Genomic DNA, 14,894 nt, shown 5'->3' with positions numbered 1-14,894 from the left:
GCCCGGGCAGGTGGAGGAGGTGGAGACGCTGGGCGGGCGGCCGGGCCGGCTGATGATCGTGATCAGTCGTACGTTCCGCGCCGGCAGTCTGCCGGTGGAGACGGCCGATCTCGTGGTGCCGGCCGATCGGTACCGGATCGCGTATCACCTGCCGGTGCGCTGATCCGTCGGTTCGGGCGGGCCGTCGGGCAGGTGGACCTCGAACCAGACGGTCTTCCCGGCCGGGTCCCGACGGGTGCCCCAGCGGTGGGATTCCAGGGAGACCAGGTGCAGTCCACGACCGCTCTCCTCCTCGGGGCCCGCCCGGCGCGGGAGCGGTGGGTCGGGGTGGGGGTCGGAGACCTCCACCAGCAGGGAGCCGCCGCGCACCAGCCGTACCCCGATGGGGCCCCGGGCGTACCGCAGGGCGTTGGTGAACAGTTCGCTGACCAACAGCACCACGGAGTCCTCCAGTTCGGTCAGGCCCCAGTCGTGCAGGGTGCGCCGGACGACCGAACGGGCCCGTCTGACGCTGTGGCTGCGAGCCGGGAAGACCCACGAGGCGCTGTCGCCCGGTGACAGCCCGCCGAGTTGGACGGCGAGCAGCGCGATGTCGTCCTCGGCGCCGGGGCCGGGCCGGCCGGCCTCGGGGACCAGGGTGGTCAGCACCGTGTCGCACAGCTTCTCCAGCGAGAGCTCCCCGCCCCCGAGGCCGGTGAGGGTGTGGCACAGCCGGTCCAGGCCGTCGGTGATGTCCTCCCCGCGCTTCTCGATCAGGCCGTCGGTGTACAGCACGAGCACCGAGTCGGCGGGCATGTGCACCCGGATCTCCTCGTGCAGGGCCCCCGGCACCCCGATCGGGGGGCCGTCGGGCACCTCCACCGGCCGTGCCGACAGCCGCCCGGTCGACCCGTCGCGGGTGAGCAGCACCGGCGGGACGTGGCCGGCCTTGGCGATCGCGCACTCCCCGGTGGCCGGGTCGTGCACGGCGTACAGGCAGGTGGCCATCATCGGCTCGTCGGGTCCGGCGGCGAGGTCGTCGGAGAGGCGGTTGACGCGCTCGAGCACCTCGGCCGGGGGCAGGTCGAGATCGGCGAGGGTGCGCACGGCGGTGCGCAGCCGGCCCATGGTGGCGGCGGCGCGCAGGCCGTGGCCCATCACGTCGCCCACGACGAAGGCGACCCGTCCGCCGGCCAGCGGGATCACGTCGAACCAGTCGCCGCCCACCTCGGCGCGGCTGCTGCCGGGCACGTACCGGAAGCCGACCCGAACGCCCGGCGGCTCGGGAAGGCTCTGCGGCAGCAGGCTGCGTTGCAGCATCACGGCGGCGTCCCGCTCGCGGGCGTAGAGGCGGGCGTTGTCCAGCGAGACGCTGGCCCGCCCGGCGATCTCCTCGGCGAGGGCGAGGTCGTCCGCGTCGAAGCCCGCGCGGCGGCCGGCACGGCTGATGACCAGCAGGCCGAGGACGCTGCCCCGGGCCCGCAACGGGAGGACCATCAGGGAGTGGATGCCCAGGCCGGTGGCGGCGGCGACCTTGGGGTCGTCGGGGGCGGTCACCTCGGTGATGGACCCGGCGGAGTTCAGAAGGCGGGCGCGGCCCCCGGCGAGCACTTTCCCGAAGACGGAGTCGGGGGTGAAACGCACCCGTTCGTGGAGGCCGAGCATCCGGTCGACCTCGGGGCTGTGCCGTTTCGCGGCCACGGCGGCCTGCACCAGGGGCCCGGGGCGGAGGTGTTCGCCCTCGCCGGGGTCGCCGTCCTCCAGGAGAACGGCGGGCAGCATGACGCCCGCGTAGTCGCAGAAGCGCGGGACGAGCAGGTGGGCGAGGGAGTCGGCCACGGGGGCGACCTCCAGCAGGTCGCCCAGGGCGGCACCGATGTCGTCCAGGAGGGCCAGGCGCTGCCGGGCCCGTTCGACCTTCTCGGTGGCCTCCCGCCGCTCGGTGATGTCCATGATGGTGCAACTGACGCCGTGGACCCGGCCGGTGCGGTCGGTGAGCCGGCCGAAGGAGACGGAACGGGCGCCGCGGCGGTCGGGGGAGAGGGTGACCAGGTCGATGACGGAACGGCCGGAGTCGAGGACCTCGCGCTGCACGGCGTGGATCTGCGGACCCATGTGCTCGGGCAGCACATCGAGGACGGACCGGCCGATCAGATCCTCGGGGGCGACGCCGTGCAGGCGGGAGAGTGCCTCGTTGACCCGCACGAAGCGTTGTTCGGTGTCGAAGAGGGCGATGCCGAGCGGGGAGGTGGTGAAGAGGGCGTCGAGGGCGGCGAGTTCCTGTTCGATCCCGGCCAACCTGCTGGTCTCGACGAGGTTGGCGAGAACGAAGGGGGAACCGTCGGGGCGGCGCATCATGGAGGCACGTCCCTCCACCTCCACCGTTCCGCCGTTCAGGTGACGCAGGAGGATCACGCCGCGCCAGGAACCGGTGCGAAGGAGTTGCCCGTAGACGTCGCCGGCCTCCTCGCCCGGAGAGCACGAGGAGGCCGTGAGTTCGGTGAGGTGCCGGCCGAGGACGAGCGCCTCCGGCCAGCCGAGGATCCGTTCGGCGACCGGACTCCACAGGAGGATCCGGCCGCCGGGGTCCAGCACGACGATGCCGATGCGCAGGGTGTCCAGGAGGGGCCGCGAGGCACCGGGTGCCGGGGAACCGGCGGGCGGGACCTCGTCCCGCGGACTCTCCGCGCTCGTGCTCACGTCGTACCACGTCCCCGCTCGGGCCCCGCCGCGTTGGTCGCGGTTGGGTTGGATTCGCACCCGTACACCCGATTGTGCCGGTGATCAGCGAGGCGCGCTGTCCGCCCGCTCGACGCGTTCCACCAGATAGCGGCCGGAGTCCGCCGGGCGTGCGCCCGCGCCCTCCTCCAGCCTGCGGATCAGACGCTGGGCCTCCGCGCGCGTGGCGCAGCGTCCGATGCGATAGCGGTGTCCGTTCGCGTCCTGGCGCACCACCTGCCACGGACGCGGATTGCCGTCGTTCATTTCTCACCCCCTGGGCGCATATGTCGGACCCTACGCCGGCACCTGTGTTCACGCCTACGAAAATCTGTTCCACGGGGCGGGAACCGGACAGGCCCGGGCCCCTCCGGCACGGGGCGACACGGGAAGCCGACGGACCGTCACGGGACAGCCTAGCCGGCTCGCCGGCACGGGGTGTCAACCGGGGATGACGGGGATGTTTCCGCCGGTGAAACGGGTCGGGGAGGCTCCCCCTCCCGGAATGACCATCACACGGTGTTCACGGCGGGGACGTGTTCGGTCACTGTCGGATCACGGAAAAACCATTCCGTCATCGCTCCTGCACCCCGGTGTGCGCCCGGGCGTGCGCCCGGCGCGTTCTTTCCATCGCGAGCCGGACACCTCACAGACGTCCGAATGCGCCCCGGCGTATCCGGCCCTCCGCCGGTCGGGTGAGATCCGGGGCCCGTGACGACGTGTCCGCTTCGCGGGGGACGCCGGGTGGCTTTCGCTGGCGAGGGGTGTGATCAGACGCCAATAGGAGCACCCCGGTCACGCACCCCGGTCACGGCGGAGGGAACAGCATGCTGGGACGGTCGAACGACGCCGGTACCCGGAAACCGGCGCGAGCCGGGGGCGGGGGTCCGCGCGGGCACGCCGTCCGCCTGCTCGCGGGCGCACTCCTGCTCCTCCTGCTGACCGGTTGCTCCGGCTCCGGGACCGAGCGGGGCACCGATGCGCTCCTGTCCGCCGTCCCGGCCGCGGACCGGGACCGGCTGCGTGAGGGCGGCTCCCTCGTATGGGCGGTGGACGACCTGCCCGCCACCCTCAACACCTTCCGCTACGACGCCGATCCGGTGACCGACCGGGTCACGGTCGGCCTGCTGCCCCGCCTCTTCGTCACCGACGAACGGGGGCGGCAGCACCCCGACCCCGACTACCTGCGCTCCGCCGGCGCCGAACCCGAGGGGGACGGGTGGCGGATCGTCTACGCGCTCAATCCCCGGGCGGTGTGGAGCGACGGTGAACCGGTGGGCGCCGAGGACTTCATCGCGCAGTGGAAGGCGCTCAACGGCTCGGACAACTCCTACTGGAGCGCCCGCAACGCCGGCTACGAGCGGATCTCGGAGGTGAGGCAGGGCCCCGGCGAACACGAGGTCACCGTCCTGACCGAGGACACCGTGGCCGACTGGCGCGCCCTGTTCACGCCGCTGTACCCCCGCTCGCTCACCGGCGACCCCGCCGCCTTCAACAACGGGGCCCGCGACGACCTTCCCGCCACCGCCGGCCCCTTCACCCTGGAGGGCGTGGACCGGGAGGCCGGACGGATGACGCTGGCCCGCGACGACGGGTGGTGGGGAGACCGGGCGTTGCTGGACGAACTGGTCTACCTCCGGGTGCCCCGGCACCGTCGATTGGAGGAGTTGGGCCGGGGCACGGTGCACGTGGCCGAGGTGGACGCGGTCACCGCCGATCGCGTCCTCGCGGCGGCGGGGACCCCCTCCCGGGGCGGGGGAGTGGACAGCCCGCACGCTCCTCCCGGCCCGGAGGAGGGCGATGGGCCCGAGGGCGGGGAACCCGACGGCGGGCCACCCGGGAACGGGCAGGGGCCCGACGACGGTCGCGGGGCGCCCTCCGCCGAGCCGCCCGCGAACGGCCCCGGCACCGGCGGGACCGGGATCGAGGCCGCCGAGGCCCCCGGCACCGCCACGCTCTCCGTCGGCCGGGACCTGGCCGCCCACCTCGTCCGCTGGGGGGACGCCCGACTCGCGGCGGTCGCGCCCGACGCCCCGGTCGCCGCCGCCGCGGCGGCCGACCGGGCCGCCGAGCGGTACGCGGGGGCCCTCGTCACCGCGCAGCGTTCCCGGGACCGGGCCTTCGCCCTGCGCGAGGAGAGCGCCCTCGAACACCTCGCCCGCTACACCGTCCACCGCGCCTACGGGCCCTCCTGGACACAGCTGGCGATCAACGGGTCATCCTCCGCGCTGCGTGACGAGCGGGTGCGCCGGGCGTTGGCCCTCGCCCTGGACCGGGAGGCCCCGGCGGCCGAGGTGCACGGTGCCGCCGGCCTCCCGCCGCGCCCCCTGGGCCACCACCTGTGGGTACCGGCCCAGGAGGAGTACCGCGACCACGGCGGCGCACTGGGGGAGAGCGGCCCCCGGGCCGCCGCCGAGGTGCTGGAGGCCGCCGGCTGGCACCGGGTCCCCGGCGGGGGGCGGGAGAGCGGCGGTGACGGCGATCCGACGACCGACGCGGACGCCGGATCCGACACCCCCGAAAGCCCGGCGGCCGGGGTCTCCCCGGCCGCCGGCCCCCCGGCCCCGGTCGGCGTCCGCTCGCTCTTCCGCGTGGCCGACCCGCTGACCACGGCGGAACAGGGCGTCGGTCTGCTGCGCCGCGCCGCCGCCGACTCCCGGGTCGCCGCGGCGCGGGCGGGTCGGACCGAACGGGCCCGGCTGGAGCGGGTGGCGGACGAGGCCGAGCGGGCCGCCGAGGTGGCGAACCGGAAGGTCGAGCGGCTCGCCGACGAGGCCGCCGCCGCGGTCCGGGTCAAGGAGGGGACACCGCTGCGGCTGAGCTTCGTCGTCCCGGAGGCGGGGACGGGGGCCGAGCGGGACCGCGGGATCGACGAACTGCACACCGTGGCGGACCTGATCACCGACGCGCTCACCGAGGTGGGCGTGCTGGTGGACCGGGTCGAGGTTCCGGTCGACACCTACCTGTCGGAGCGGATCCCCTCGGGGGACTTCGACCTGGCGCTCTACTCCTGGCCGGCCACGCCGTTCCCGGCGACCGACGCCCATCCGATGTACGCGAAGCCGCAGGCCGTCCCGGGCGGCGAGGTGTTCATCCGACAGAACTACAGCCGGGTGGGCACCGATCACATCGACCAGCTGTTGGAGGAGGCCGCCACGGAGCCGGACGCCGGACGCCGCGCCGAGTTGCTGCACCGCGTCGACCTGAGACTCTGGGCGGAGGCGGGCTCGATCCCGCTGTACCAGCGACCGGAGCTGGTGGCGGCCGAGCGCGACCTGGCCAACGTGGGCGCCTTCGGCCTGGCCACCCCGCGCCCGCAGGACTTCGGCCGCCGCCGCTGAGCTACGGGGCGGCCCCTCGCGGGCCGGGCGGATGCGGGAGCGGCGGAAACCCCGGACCCCGGGCACACGGGGCACCCCGGAGGGCGCGGGGGACGCCGCGGATGTGACGGAAACGTCGGTACCGGGCGGGGCCGCGGCGTGGAACGAGCGGGCCGCCCCCGGGAGCGCACCGTACGATGTGGGACGGGCCGGGGCACGAGTTCGCCGGGCCACGCCACCGACTCGCCGGGGATCCCCCCGCCGGGGGACAGTCGCTATCCGGGAGAAGCTCCGCCAGCCATGCCCACGCGCCACGACATCCGCAACGTCGCCATCGTCGCCCACGTCGACCACGGCAAGACGACCCTGGTCGACGCCATGCTCAAACAGGCGGGAGCCTTCGCCGCCCACCAGCAGGTGGACGATCGGGTCATGGACTCCGGCGACCTCGAGCGCGAGAAGGGCATCACCATTCTCGCGAAGAACACCGCCGTGCGGTACCACCCCAAGGGCGGTGGGGACCCGGTGGTCATCAACATCATCGACACCCCCGGCCACGCCGACTTCGGAGGCGAGGTCGAGCGCGGCCTGTCCATGGTGGACGCCGTGGTCCTGCTGGTGGACGCCTCGGAGGGGCCGCTGCCCCAGACCCGGTTCGTGCTGCGCAAGGCGCTGCAGGCCCGGCTGCCGGTGATCCTGTGCGTCAACAAGACGGACCGGCCCGACGCCCGCATCTCCGAGGTGCTGAACGAGACCTACGACCTGTTCCTGGACCTGGACGCGGACGAGGACCAGATCGAGTTCCCGATCGTCTACGCCTGCGCCCGGGACGGCGTGGCCTCCCTCACCCAGCCCGCCGACGGCACGGTGCCGGCGGACAGCGACAACCTCGAGCCGCTGTTCTCCACGCTGCTGGAGTCGGTGCCGGCGCCGGTGTACGAGGAGGAGGCCCCGCTCCAGGCGCACATCACCAACCTGGACGCGGACAACTTCCTCGGCCGGATCGCGCTGTGCCGCATCCAGCAGGGCGAGCTGCGCAAGGGACAGACCGTGGCGTGGATGCGCCGCGACGGCTCGGTGCAGAGCGTGCGGATCACCGAGCTGCTGATGACCGAAGCGCTCACCCGCAAGCCGGCGGAGAAGGCAGGCCCCGGGGACATCTGCGCGGTGGCGGGCATCCCCGACATCATGATCGGCGAGACCCTGGCCGACCCGGAGAACCCGGTCGCACTGCCGCTGATCCAGGTGGACGAGCCGGCCATCTCGATGACCATCGGCACCAACACCTCCCCCCTGGTCGGCAAGGGCGGCAAGGGCCACAAGGTGACGGCGCGGTTGGTGAAGGACCGCCTGGACCGGGAGCTGATCGGCAACGTCTCGCTGCGGGTGCTGCCGACCGAGCGGCCGGACGCCTGGGAGGTGCAGGGCCGCGGTGAACTGGCGCTGGCCATCCTGGTGGAGACGATGCGCCGGGAGGGCTTCGAGCTGACCGTCGGTCGCCCCGAGGTGGTGACCCGGGAGATCGACGGCCGGGTGCACGAGCCGGTGGAGCGGATGACGATCGACGTCCCCGAGGAGCACCTGGGCGCGATCACCCAGTTGATGGCGGCCCGCAAGGGACGCATGGAGACGATGACCAATCACGGGTCGGGCTGGGTGCGGATGGAGTTCCTGGTGCCCTCCCGCGGACTGATCGGGTTCCGCACCGAGTTCCTGACCGAGACCCGGGGAACGGGCATCGCGCACGGCATCTTCGAGCGGTACGAGCCGTGGGTGGGTGAGCTGCGCACCCGCAACAGCGGGTCCCTGGTGGCGGACCGGCCGGGGCCGGCCACACCGTACGCGATGCTCAACCTCCAGGAGCGGGGCGTCATCTTCGTGGAGCCCGGGACCGAGGTCTACGAGGGCATGATCGTCGGTGAGAACTCCCGCTCCGACGACATGGACGTGAACATCACCAAGGAGAAGAAGCTCACCAACATGCGGGCGGCCTCCGCCGACACCACGGAGAACCTGGTGCCTCCGCGCAAGCTCTCCCTGGAGCAGTCGCTGGAGTTCTGTCGGGAGGACGAGTGCGTCGAGGTCACGCCGCACGAGGTGCGCATCCGCAAGGTGGTGCTCGACCAGCGGCAACGGGCCCGGGCGGCCTCCCGCGCCAAGCACGCCTGACTCTTCGCGATTCGCTCACGGGAACCTTCGCGGCGGCCCGGCACCGGTGAAACCGGTGCCGGGCCGCCGCCCCGTTGGGGGGCTTTCCGGGGCACGCGCCCCCTCATTCGGACTCATCCGGACCTGTCCGGGCACCTCCGGATTTCCTCGCCGCCGGGACGCCGCTTCCCGGCCGCCGACCGCCCGGGGACGGGATCGTGTGCGCTGCGTGAGGAAAATCTCGAATGGCCCGGGGAAACACCCTCCAACCGTCACGCGGTGAAGTTTTTTTACTTCTCATCCACGAAATGGCTGCAATGTGAACATGTCAAGGGGGGCAAAGCGGACAGAGGTCCACGCCTGTTCGATGTGCGGACACCTTGGGGTGTCGGGCGTCACATTCATCCCCTTGGGGCGCCCGGGAGGGCTGAAGTATCAGGTGATTTGTCCGTTGTGATGTTCGCTCCGTCATCACATTGTGATCTGAAATGGCGCATGGGGCCCGACTCAGGTCGCATAGTGGTTCAGGTTGCGATCGACCGTTCGGGCCTTCCGCGGGAGGGTGATTCCCGGCTTCCCGATCGCATGGCGCCGAACACGACGGGTGTGAAGGCTTCGCGTGTGCGGCGCCCCATGCTTCGAGCGAACTCCGAAGGAGGCAGGTCCATGCGCGGTGCGCGCAGCGCCAAGTGGGTGGCAGGTGCGATAGGCGTGGCTCTCGCCGCGACCGCCTGCGGCGGCGGCGACGGTGGCGACAACGGCAACGGCGGCAGTGGCGAGGGCGGCGGCTCCGCGTCGGCGGTCTTCTCCATCGACGCCGGTGAGCCCCAGAACCCGCTGATCCCGACCGACACCAACGAGCAGTACGGTGCCCTGGTCATCGACAACGTCTTCGCCAACCTGGTCGACTTCGACGAGGAGGGCGGCCTGGTCTACACCGCCGCCGAGTCCATCGAGGCCAACGAGGACGCCACCGAGTGGACCATCACCCTGCGCGACGGCTGGACCTTCCACGACGGTGAGGCCGTGACCGCCGAGTCCTACGTCAACGCGTGGAACTGGGCCGCCCACCTGTCCAACAACCAGAAGAACAGCTACTGGTTCGGGGACATCGAGGGCTACGACGAGGTCCACCCCGAGGAGGGCGACGCCACCGCCGAGGAGATGTCCGGCCTCGAGGTCGTCGACGAGCTGACCTTCACGGTCACCCTCTCCTCCCCGGTGTCGTACTTCAACTACAAGCTGGGCTACAACCCCTTCACCCCGCTGCCCAGCAGCTTCTACGACGACCCCCAGGCCTTCGGCCAGGAGCCGATCGGCAACGGCGCGTACAAGTTCGCCTCCTGGGAGCGTGACTCCAAGATCACCCTCGAGGCGTACGAGGACTACCGGGGCGACAACAAGCCGCAGAACGACGGCGTCGAGCTCGTCAACTACAACAACCTCAACGCGGCCTACAACGACCTGCTCTCGGGCAGCCTCGACATCCTGCGCCAGGTCGACACCCAGAACCTGCCGGTCTTCCAGGACGACCTGGGCGACCGCGCCATCTCCCAGCCGTACATGGCCAACCAGACCCTGGTCCCGGTCTTCTACAGCGAGACCTGGGAGGACACCGACCCGCGCGTCCTGCAGGGCCTGTCGATGGCCATCGACCGCGAGACCATCGTCTCCACCGTGCTGAACAACTCGGTGACCGTCGCCACCGGCTTCGTCGCCCCCGGCGCCATGGGCTTCCAGGAGAACTCCGGCGGCGAGATCATGGAGTTCAACCCCGAGCGCGCCAACGAGCTCATCGAAGAGGGCGGCGGCGTCCCCGGCAACGAGATCACCATTCAGTACAACGCCGATGGTGGCCACGAGGCCTGGGTGACCGCGGTCTGCAACAGCATCCGCCAGAACACCGGCGTGGAGTGCACCGGCGACGCCAAGCCGGACTTCCAGACCGACCTCAACGCGCGTGACGCGAAGGAGGTCGACTCGATGTACCGCGGTGGGTGGATCGCCGACTACCCGCTGAACGTCTCCTTCATGAAGGAGCTGTACGGCACCGGTTCCTCCGCCAACACCGGCTTCTTCTCCAACGAGGAGGTGGACGCCCTCTTCGCCGAGGGTGACGCCGCCGCCTCCGTCGAGGAGACCGTGGCCGCCTACCAGGAGGCCGAGAAGGCGCTCTTCGAGCACATGCCGGCCATCCCGCTGTGGCACCAGGGCGTCAACGGCGGCTTCTCCGAGAACGTGGAGAACGTCCGCTTCGACGTCACCGGCCAGCCGGTCCTGACCGAGGTCACCGTCAAGTAAGGCCGCCCCGACGGGTGTCCCCACACCGGACGCCCGTCGGCCACGGCCCTACCCGGCCGGAGGCCGCGGAGAGCGACGGGCCGCACCACCCGCACCCCGGGCGGGCGGCCCGTCGCTCCCGTGATCCGACACATCCGAGTTGGAGGAACGATGGGGCGCTATGTCGTACGCCGACTGCTCCAGATGATTCCCGTCTTCATCGGGGCCACGCTGCTGGTCTTCCTGATGATGTACGCACTGCCCGGCGACCCCGTCCGGGCCCTGTGGGGCGAACGCAGCGTCGACGAGGCCCAGATCGCGGCGATGAAGGCCGACCTCGGTCTGGACCTGCCGCTCTGGCAGCAGTACCTCAACTACCTCCTCGGCCTGTTCCGGGGGGACTTCGGCACCCAGATCGCCAGCGGCCGTCCGGTGATCGACGTGATCACCTCGGCACTGCCCGCGACCCTGCGACTGACCGCGCTGGCGTTCCTGATCACCGTCGTCCTGGGCGTGGGCCTCGGTGTGATCGCCGGTCTGCGCCGCGGCGGCAAGACCGACCGGGCGATCCTGTTCGTCACCCTGCTCTTCATCTCGGTGCCGGTCTTCGTGATCGGTTACCTGTACCAGGTCTTCTTCGCGCACAACCTCGGCTGGGCCCGCCCCACCGTGCAGGACCCCACCGCCTGGAGCCAGTTGCTCCTCCCGGCCCTGGTCCTGGCCTCGCTCTCGCTGGCCTACGTGGCACGGCTGACCCGCACCTCGGTCGCCGAGAACAAGCGCGCCGACTACATGCGCACCGCCCGGGCCAAGGGGCTGACCGGCCGCCGCGCGGTGAGCGTGCACCTGATGCGCAACTCCCTCATCCCGGTGGTCACCTTCCTGGGAGTGGACATCGGCAACCTCATGGCCGGCGCGATCGTCACCGAGGGCATCTTCAACGTCAACGGCATCGGCAGCGCCGTCTACCGGGCGCTGTCCTACCGCGAGGGGGCGACGGTCGTCGGCATCGTCACCTTCATGATCCTCGTCTACCTCGTCGTGACCCTGCTCGTCGACCTGCTGTACGCCGTGCTGGACCCGAGGATTCGCTATGCCTGACGTCCCCATGAAGGCCACCCCCGAGGCCGCCACCCTGAAGGCGACCCAGCCCGCGGTCCCCGTCCCGGTCGACGAGCGGCCCGACTCCGGGCCCGCGCCGGGCAAGCCGCGCAGCCTGTGGTCGGACGCCTGGCACGACCTGCGGCGCAAACCGTCGTTCCTGATCTCCGCCGGGCTGATCCTGCTCTTCCTGACGATCGCCGCGTTCCCCGGCCTGTTCACCGACGCCAGCCCGCGCGACGGCGACCTGACGCAGTTCTACCTGCAGAAGCCGCAGCTCACGCACTTCTTCTCGCCCGAGTGGCTCGGCTACGACGCCCAGGGCCGCAGCATCTACGCCCGCATCATCCACGGCACCCGGGCCTCGATCATCATCGGTCTGACGGTCACCGCGATCGTCTTCGTGCTCGGCAGCCTGGTGGGCATGCTCGCCGGATACTTCGGCGGCTGGGTGGACACCGTGCTCTCCCGCGTCGTGGACACCTTCATGGGCATCCCCTTCCTGCTGGGCGCCATGGTCATCCTGGTCTCCTTCGACGTACGCGGTCCGATGGTGATCTCCCTGGCCCTCGCGGTGCTGGGATGGACGACCATCGCCCGTGTCATGCGCGGCTCGGTCATCCAGGTCAAGCAGGCCGACTACGTGCAGGCCGCCCGCTCGCTGGGGGCCGGCACCTCCCGGATCCTGCTGCGGCACATCCTGCCCAACGCCATCGCCCCGGTGATCGTGGTGGCGATGATCGCCCTCGGCGGCTACATCTCGGCCGAGGCCACCCTGTCCTACCTGGGCATCGGCCTCGCCGACCCGGCGGTCTCCTGGGGTGGGGACATCAACTTCGGCAAGGACTCGATCCGGGTCGCCTCACACGTGTTGATCTTCCCCTCGATCATGCTCAGCGCCACCATCCTGGCGTTCCTGATGATGGGCGACGCGGTGCGCGACGCCCTCGACCCCAAGCTGCGCTGAGGGAGGCGTACCGCATGAGCGACCGTACCGAGCGGCCGACGGCCGACGAGCCGAACGCGACCACCGGCACCACCGGCCCCGTCGAGGCGGCCCCCTCCGCGACCGGGCCGGCCGAGGAGGTCGTGGAGATCACGAAGAGCGGCCGGGCCGGACATCCCGCGACCGGTGGGGGTGAGCCGCTGCTGGAGGTCCGTGACCTGGCGGTGGAGTTCCGCACCCGGGAGGGAGTGGCCCGGGCCGTCAACGGCGTGAACTACTCCGTGCACGCCGGGGAGACGCTGGCGGTGCTGGGGGAGTCGGGGTCGGGGAAGTCGGTGACCGCGCAGGCGATCATGGGCATTCTCGACACCCCGCCCGGCCGCATCGCCGCCGGAAGAGTGCTGTTCCGGGGGCGGGACCTGCTGGTCGCCCCGGAGGAGGAGCGACGTCGACTGCGCGGCGAGCGGATGTCGATGATTTTCCAGGACGCGTTGTCGTCGTTGAATCCGGTGTTGTCGGTGGGTTATCAGTTGGGGGAGATGTTCCGGGTTCATCGTGGGGCTTCGCGTCGGGAGGCGCGGGAGCGTGCGGTGGATTTGATGGAGCGGGTGCGGATTCCGGCGGCGCGGGAGCGGGTGAATGATTATCCGCATCAGTTCTCGGGTGGTATGCGTCAGCGGATCATGATCGCGATGGCGTTGGCGTTGGAGCCGGATCTGATCATCGCGGATGAGCCGACGACGGCGTTGGATGTGACGGTTCAGGCGCAGGTGATGGAGCTTCTCGCGGAGTTGCAGCGGGAGTTCCACATGGGGTTGATCCTGATCACGCACGATCTGGGTGTGGTGGCGGATGTGGCGGATCGGATCGCGGTGATGTACGCGGGTCGGATCGTGGAGACGGCGCCGGTGAAGGAGTTGTACGCGGCGCCGGCGCATCCGTACACGAAGGGTTTGTTGGAGTCGATTCCGCGTCTTGATCACAAGGGCAAGGAGTTGTACGCCATCAAGGGCCTCCCGCCGAGCCTCACGGCGCTGCCCACCGGCTGTTCCTTCCACCCCCGCTGCCCCATGGCCACCGAGCGGTGCACCACCGAGCGCCCGCCGCTGCACACCGTCCTCGACGCGTCCGAGGCCCCCGTCGAGGGGCGGGGCAGCGCCTGCCATTACTGGAAGGAGACCCTCCATGGCTGAGACCGCGCGCGAGCCCATTCTCGAGGTCCGCGATCTGGTGAAGCATTTCCCGTTGACGCGGGGTGTGGTGTTCAGGCGGCAGGTGGGTGCGGTCAAGGCGGTGGACGGCATCTCCTTCGAGTTGTTCCGGGGGGAGACCCTGGGGATCGTGGGGGAGTCGGGGTGCGGGAAGTCCACCGTGGCGAAGTTGTTGATGAATCTGGAGCAGCCGACCTCGGGTGAGGTTCTCTACAAGGGTGAGGACATCACGCGGTTGTCGGGGCGGGCGCTGAAGGCGGTGCGGCGGAACATTCAGATGGTGTTCCAGGATCCGTACACGTCGTTGAATCCGCGGATGACGGTGGGTGACATCATCGGGGAGCCGTTCGAGATTCATCCGGAGGCGGCGCCGAAGGGTGATCGGCGGGCGAGGGTTCGTGAGTTGTTGGATGTGGTGGGGCTCAATCCGGAGTACATCAACCGGTATCCGCATCAGTTCTCCGGTGGTCAGCGGCAGCGGATCGGGATCGCGCGTGGTCTGGCGTTGAATCCGGAGATCATCATCTGTGACGAGCCGGTCTCGGCGTTGGACGTCTCGGTGCAGGCGCAGGTGATCAATTTGATGGAACGCCTCCAGGACGAATTCGAACTGAGCTATCTGTTCATCGCCCACGACCTGTCCATCGTCCGGCACATCTCCGACCGGGTGGGGGTCATGTACCTGGGGAAGATGGCGGAGATCGGGACGGACGAGGAGATCTACGAGCACCCGACCCACCCGTACACCCAGGCACTGCTCTCCGCCGTCCCGGTCCCCGACCCGGACGCGCGCGAGCGCCGTGAACGGATCATCCTGCACGGCGACGTCCCCTCCCCGGCCAATCCGCCCTCCGGCTGCCGCTTCCGCACCCGCTGCTGGAAGGCCGAGCAGCGCTGCGCGGAGGAGACCCCGCTGTTGGCGGTGCCCGAGGTGCTGCGCGACGCCGAGGGCCCGGTGCGCCATCCGTCGGCCTGCCACTTCGCCGAGGAACGCACGGTGGTCCCCACCTGAGGACCGGCCCCGACCCTCTGCGGCGATCACTCCCCGCGCCGGCCCCCGACACCCGTCGGGGGCCGGCGCGGTCGTGTCGGAGCTCCCGCTCCCGAACCCCCGTCGCGAAGTCCGACCCGGACGGGCGACAGCGCCCCTGTGGGTCATTCGGGGGGTTTCCGGGGGAAATCCCCGGGCCC

Annotated in this window: 9 protein-coding genes and 1 pseudogene; 8 read left to right on the top strand and 2 right to left on the bottom strand. The window is 70.9% G+C overall.

The genetic code is table 11. The annotated features are described in order from the left end of the window. Window positions 1–163: pseudogene (locus tag FNQ90_RS02725) on the top strand (GntR family transcriptional regulator); the annotation flags it as partial. Here the strand turns inward: FNQ90_RS02725 and FNQ90_RS02720 are convergent. Together FNQ90_RS02720 and FNQ90_RS02715 are read right to left on the bottom strand one after the other, a co-directional pair. After that, window positions 145–2,679, bottom strand: a complete 2,535-nt coding sequence (locus tag FNQ90_RS02720; RefSeq protein WP_182604775.1) for a SpoIIE family protein phosphatase — start codon at window positions 2,677–2,679, stop codon at window positions 145–147. The pseudogene FNQ90_RS02725 and the gene FNQ90_RS02720 overlap by 19 nt on opposite strands. A gap of 84 nt (window positions 2,680–2,763) precedes the next feature. Beyond that, the gene (locus FNQ90_RS02715; protein WP_182604774.1) at window positions 2,764–2,964 is read right to left on the bottom strand and encodes an SPOR domain-containing protein; all 201 of its coding nucleotides are present in this window, start codon (window positions 2,962–2,964) and stop codon (window positions 2,764–2,766) included. 560 nt (window positions 2,965–3,524) lie between these two features. Between FNQ90_RS02715 and FNQ90_RS02710 the strand changes: the two genes are divergently transcribed. The 7 genes from FNQ90_RS02710 to FNQ90_RS02680 all read left to right on the top strand — a co-directional run bounded on the left by FNQ90_RS02710 (window position 3,525) and on the right by FNQ90_RS02680 (window position 14,715). After that, on the top strand, window positions 3,525–6,038 hold the full coding sequence (locus FNQ90_RS02710; RefSeq protein ID WP_182604773.1) for an ABC transporter substrate-binding protein: 2,514 nt from the start codon (window positions 3,525–3,527) through the stop codon (window positions 6,036–6,038). A 279-nt stretch (window positions 6,039–6,317) separates the two neighbouring features. Then, window positions 6,318–8,186, top strand: coding sequence for a translational GTPase TypA (typA, locus tag FNQ90_RS02705; RefSeq protein WP_182604772.1), 1,869 nt, complete (start codon window positions 6,318–6,320; stop codon window positions 8,184–8,186). 645 nt (window positions 8,187–8,831) lie between these two features. Further along, window positions 8,832–10,466: a peptide ABC transporter substrate-binding protein gene (locus tag FNQ90_RS02700; RefSeq protein ID WP_182604771.1), complete on the top strand. Its 1,635-nt coding sequence runs from the start codon at window positions 8,832–8,834 to the stop codon at window positions 10,464–10,466. Window positions 10,467–10,616: 150 nt separating this feature from the next. Continuing rightward, window positions 10,617–11,546 (top strand): ABC transporter permease, encoded by a 930-nt coding sequence (locus FNQ90_RS02695; protein ID WP_182604770.1) that lies wholly within the window; start codon window positions 10,617–10,619, stop codon window positions 11,544–11,546. Further along, a complete protein-coding gene (locus FNQ90_RS02690; protein ID WP_143616672.1) occupies window positions 11,539–12,513 on the top strand; it encodes an ABC transporter permease in 975 nt (324 codons plus the stop codon). Before FNQ90_RS02695 ends, FNQ90_RS02690 begins: the two co-directional genes overlap by 8 nt. A 14-nt stretch (window positions 12,514–12,527) precedes the next feature. Beyond that, a complete protein-coding gene (locus FNQ90_RS02685) occupies window positions 12,528–13,685 on the top strand; it encodes an ABC transporter ATP-binding protein (RefSeq protein ID WP_182604769.1) in 1,158 nt (385 codons plus the stop codon). Next, window positions 13,678–14,715, top strand: a complete 1,038-nt coding sequence (locus FNQ90_RS02680; protein ID WP_182604768.1) for an ABC transporter ATP-binding protein — start codon at window positions 13,678–13,680, stop codon at window positions 14,713–14,715. The genes FNQ90_RS02685 and FNQ90_RS02680 overlap by 8 nt, the downstream gene beginning before the upstream one ends. Window positions 14,716–14,894: the final 179 nt, after the last annotated feature.

This window comes from Streptomyces alkaliphilus (genome assembly GCF_014141535.1).
Classification (GTDB): domain Bacteria; phylum Actinomycetota; class Actinomycetes; order Streptomycetales; family Streptomycetaceae; genus Streptomyces; species Streptomyces alkaliphilus.
The sequence above is the reverse complement of the archived record's forward strand: the minus strand, read 5'-3'. Positions and strand labels throughout refer to the sequence as shown.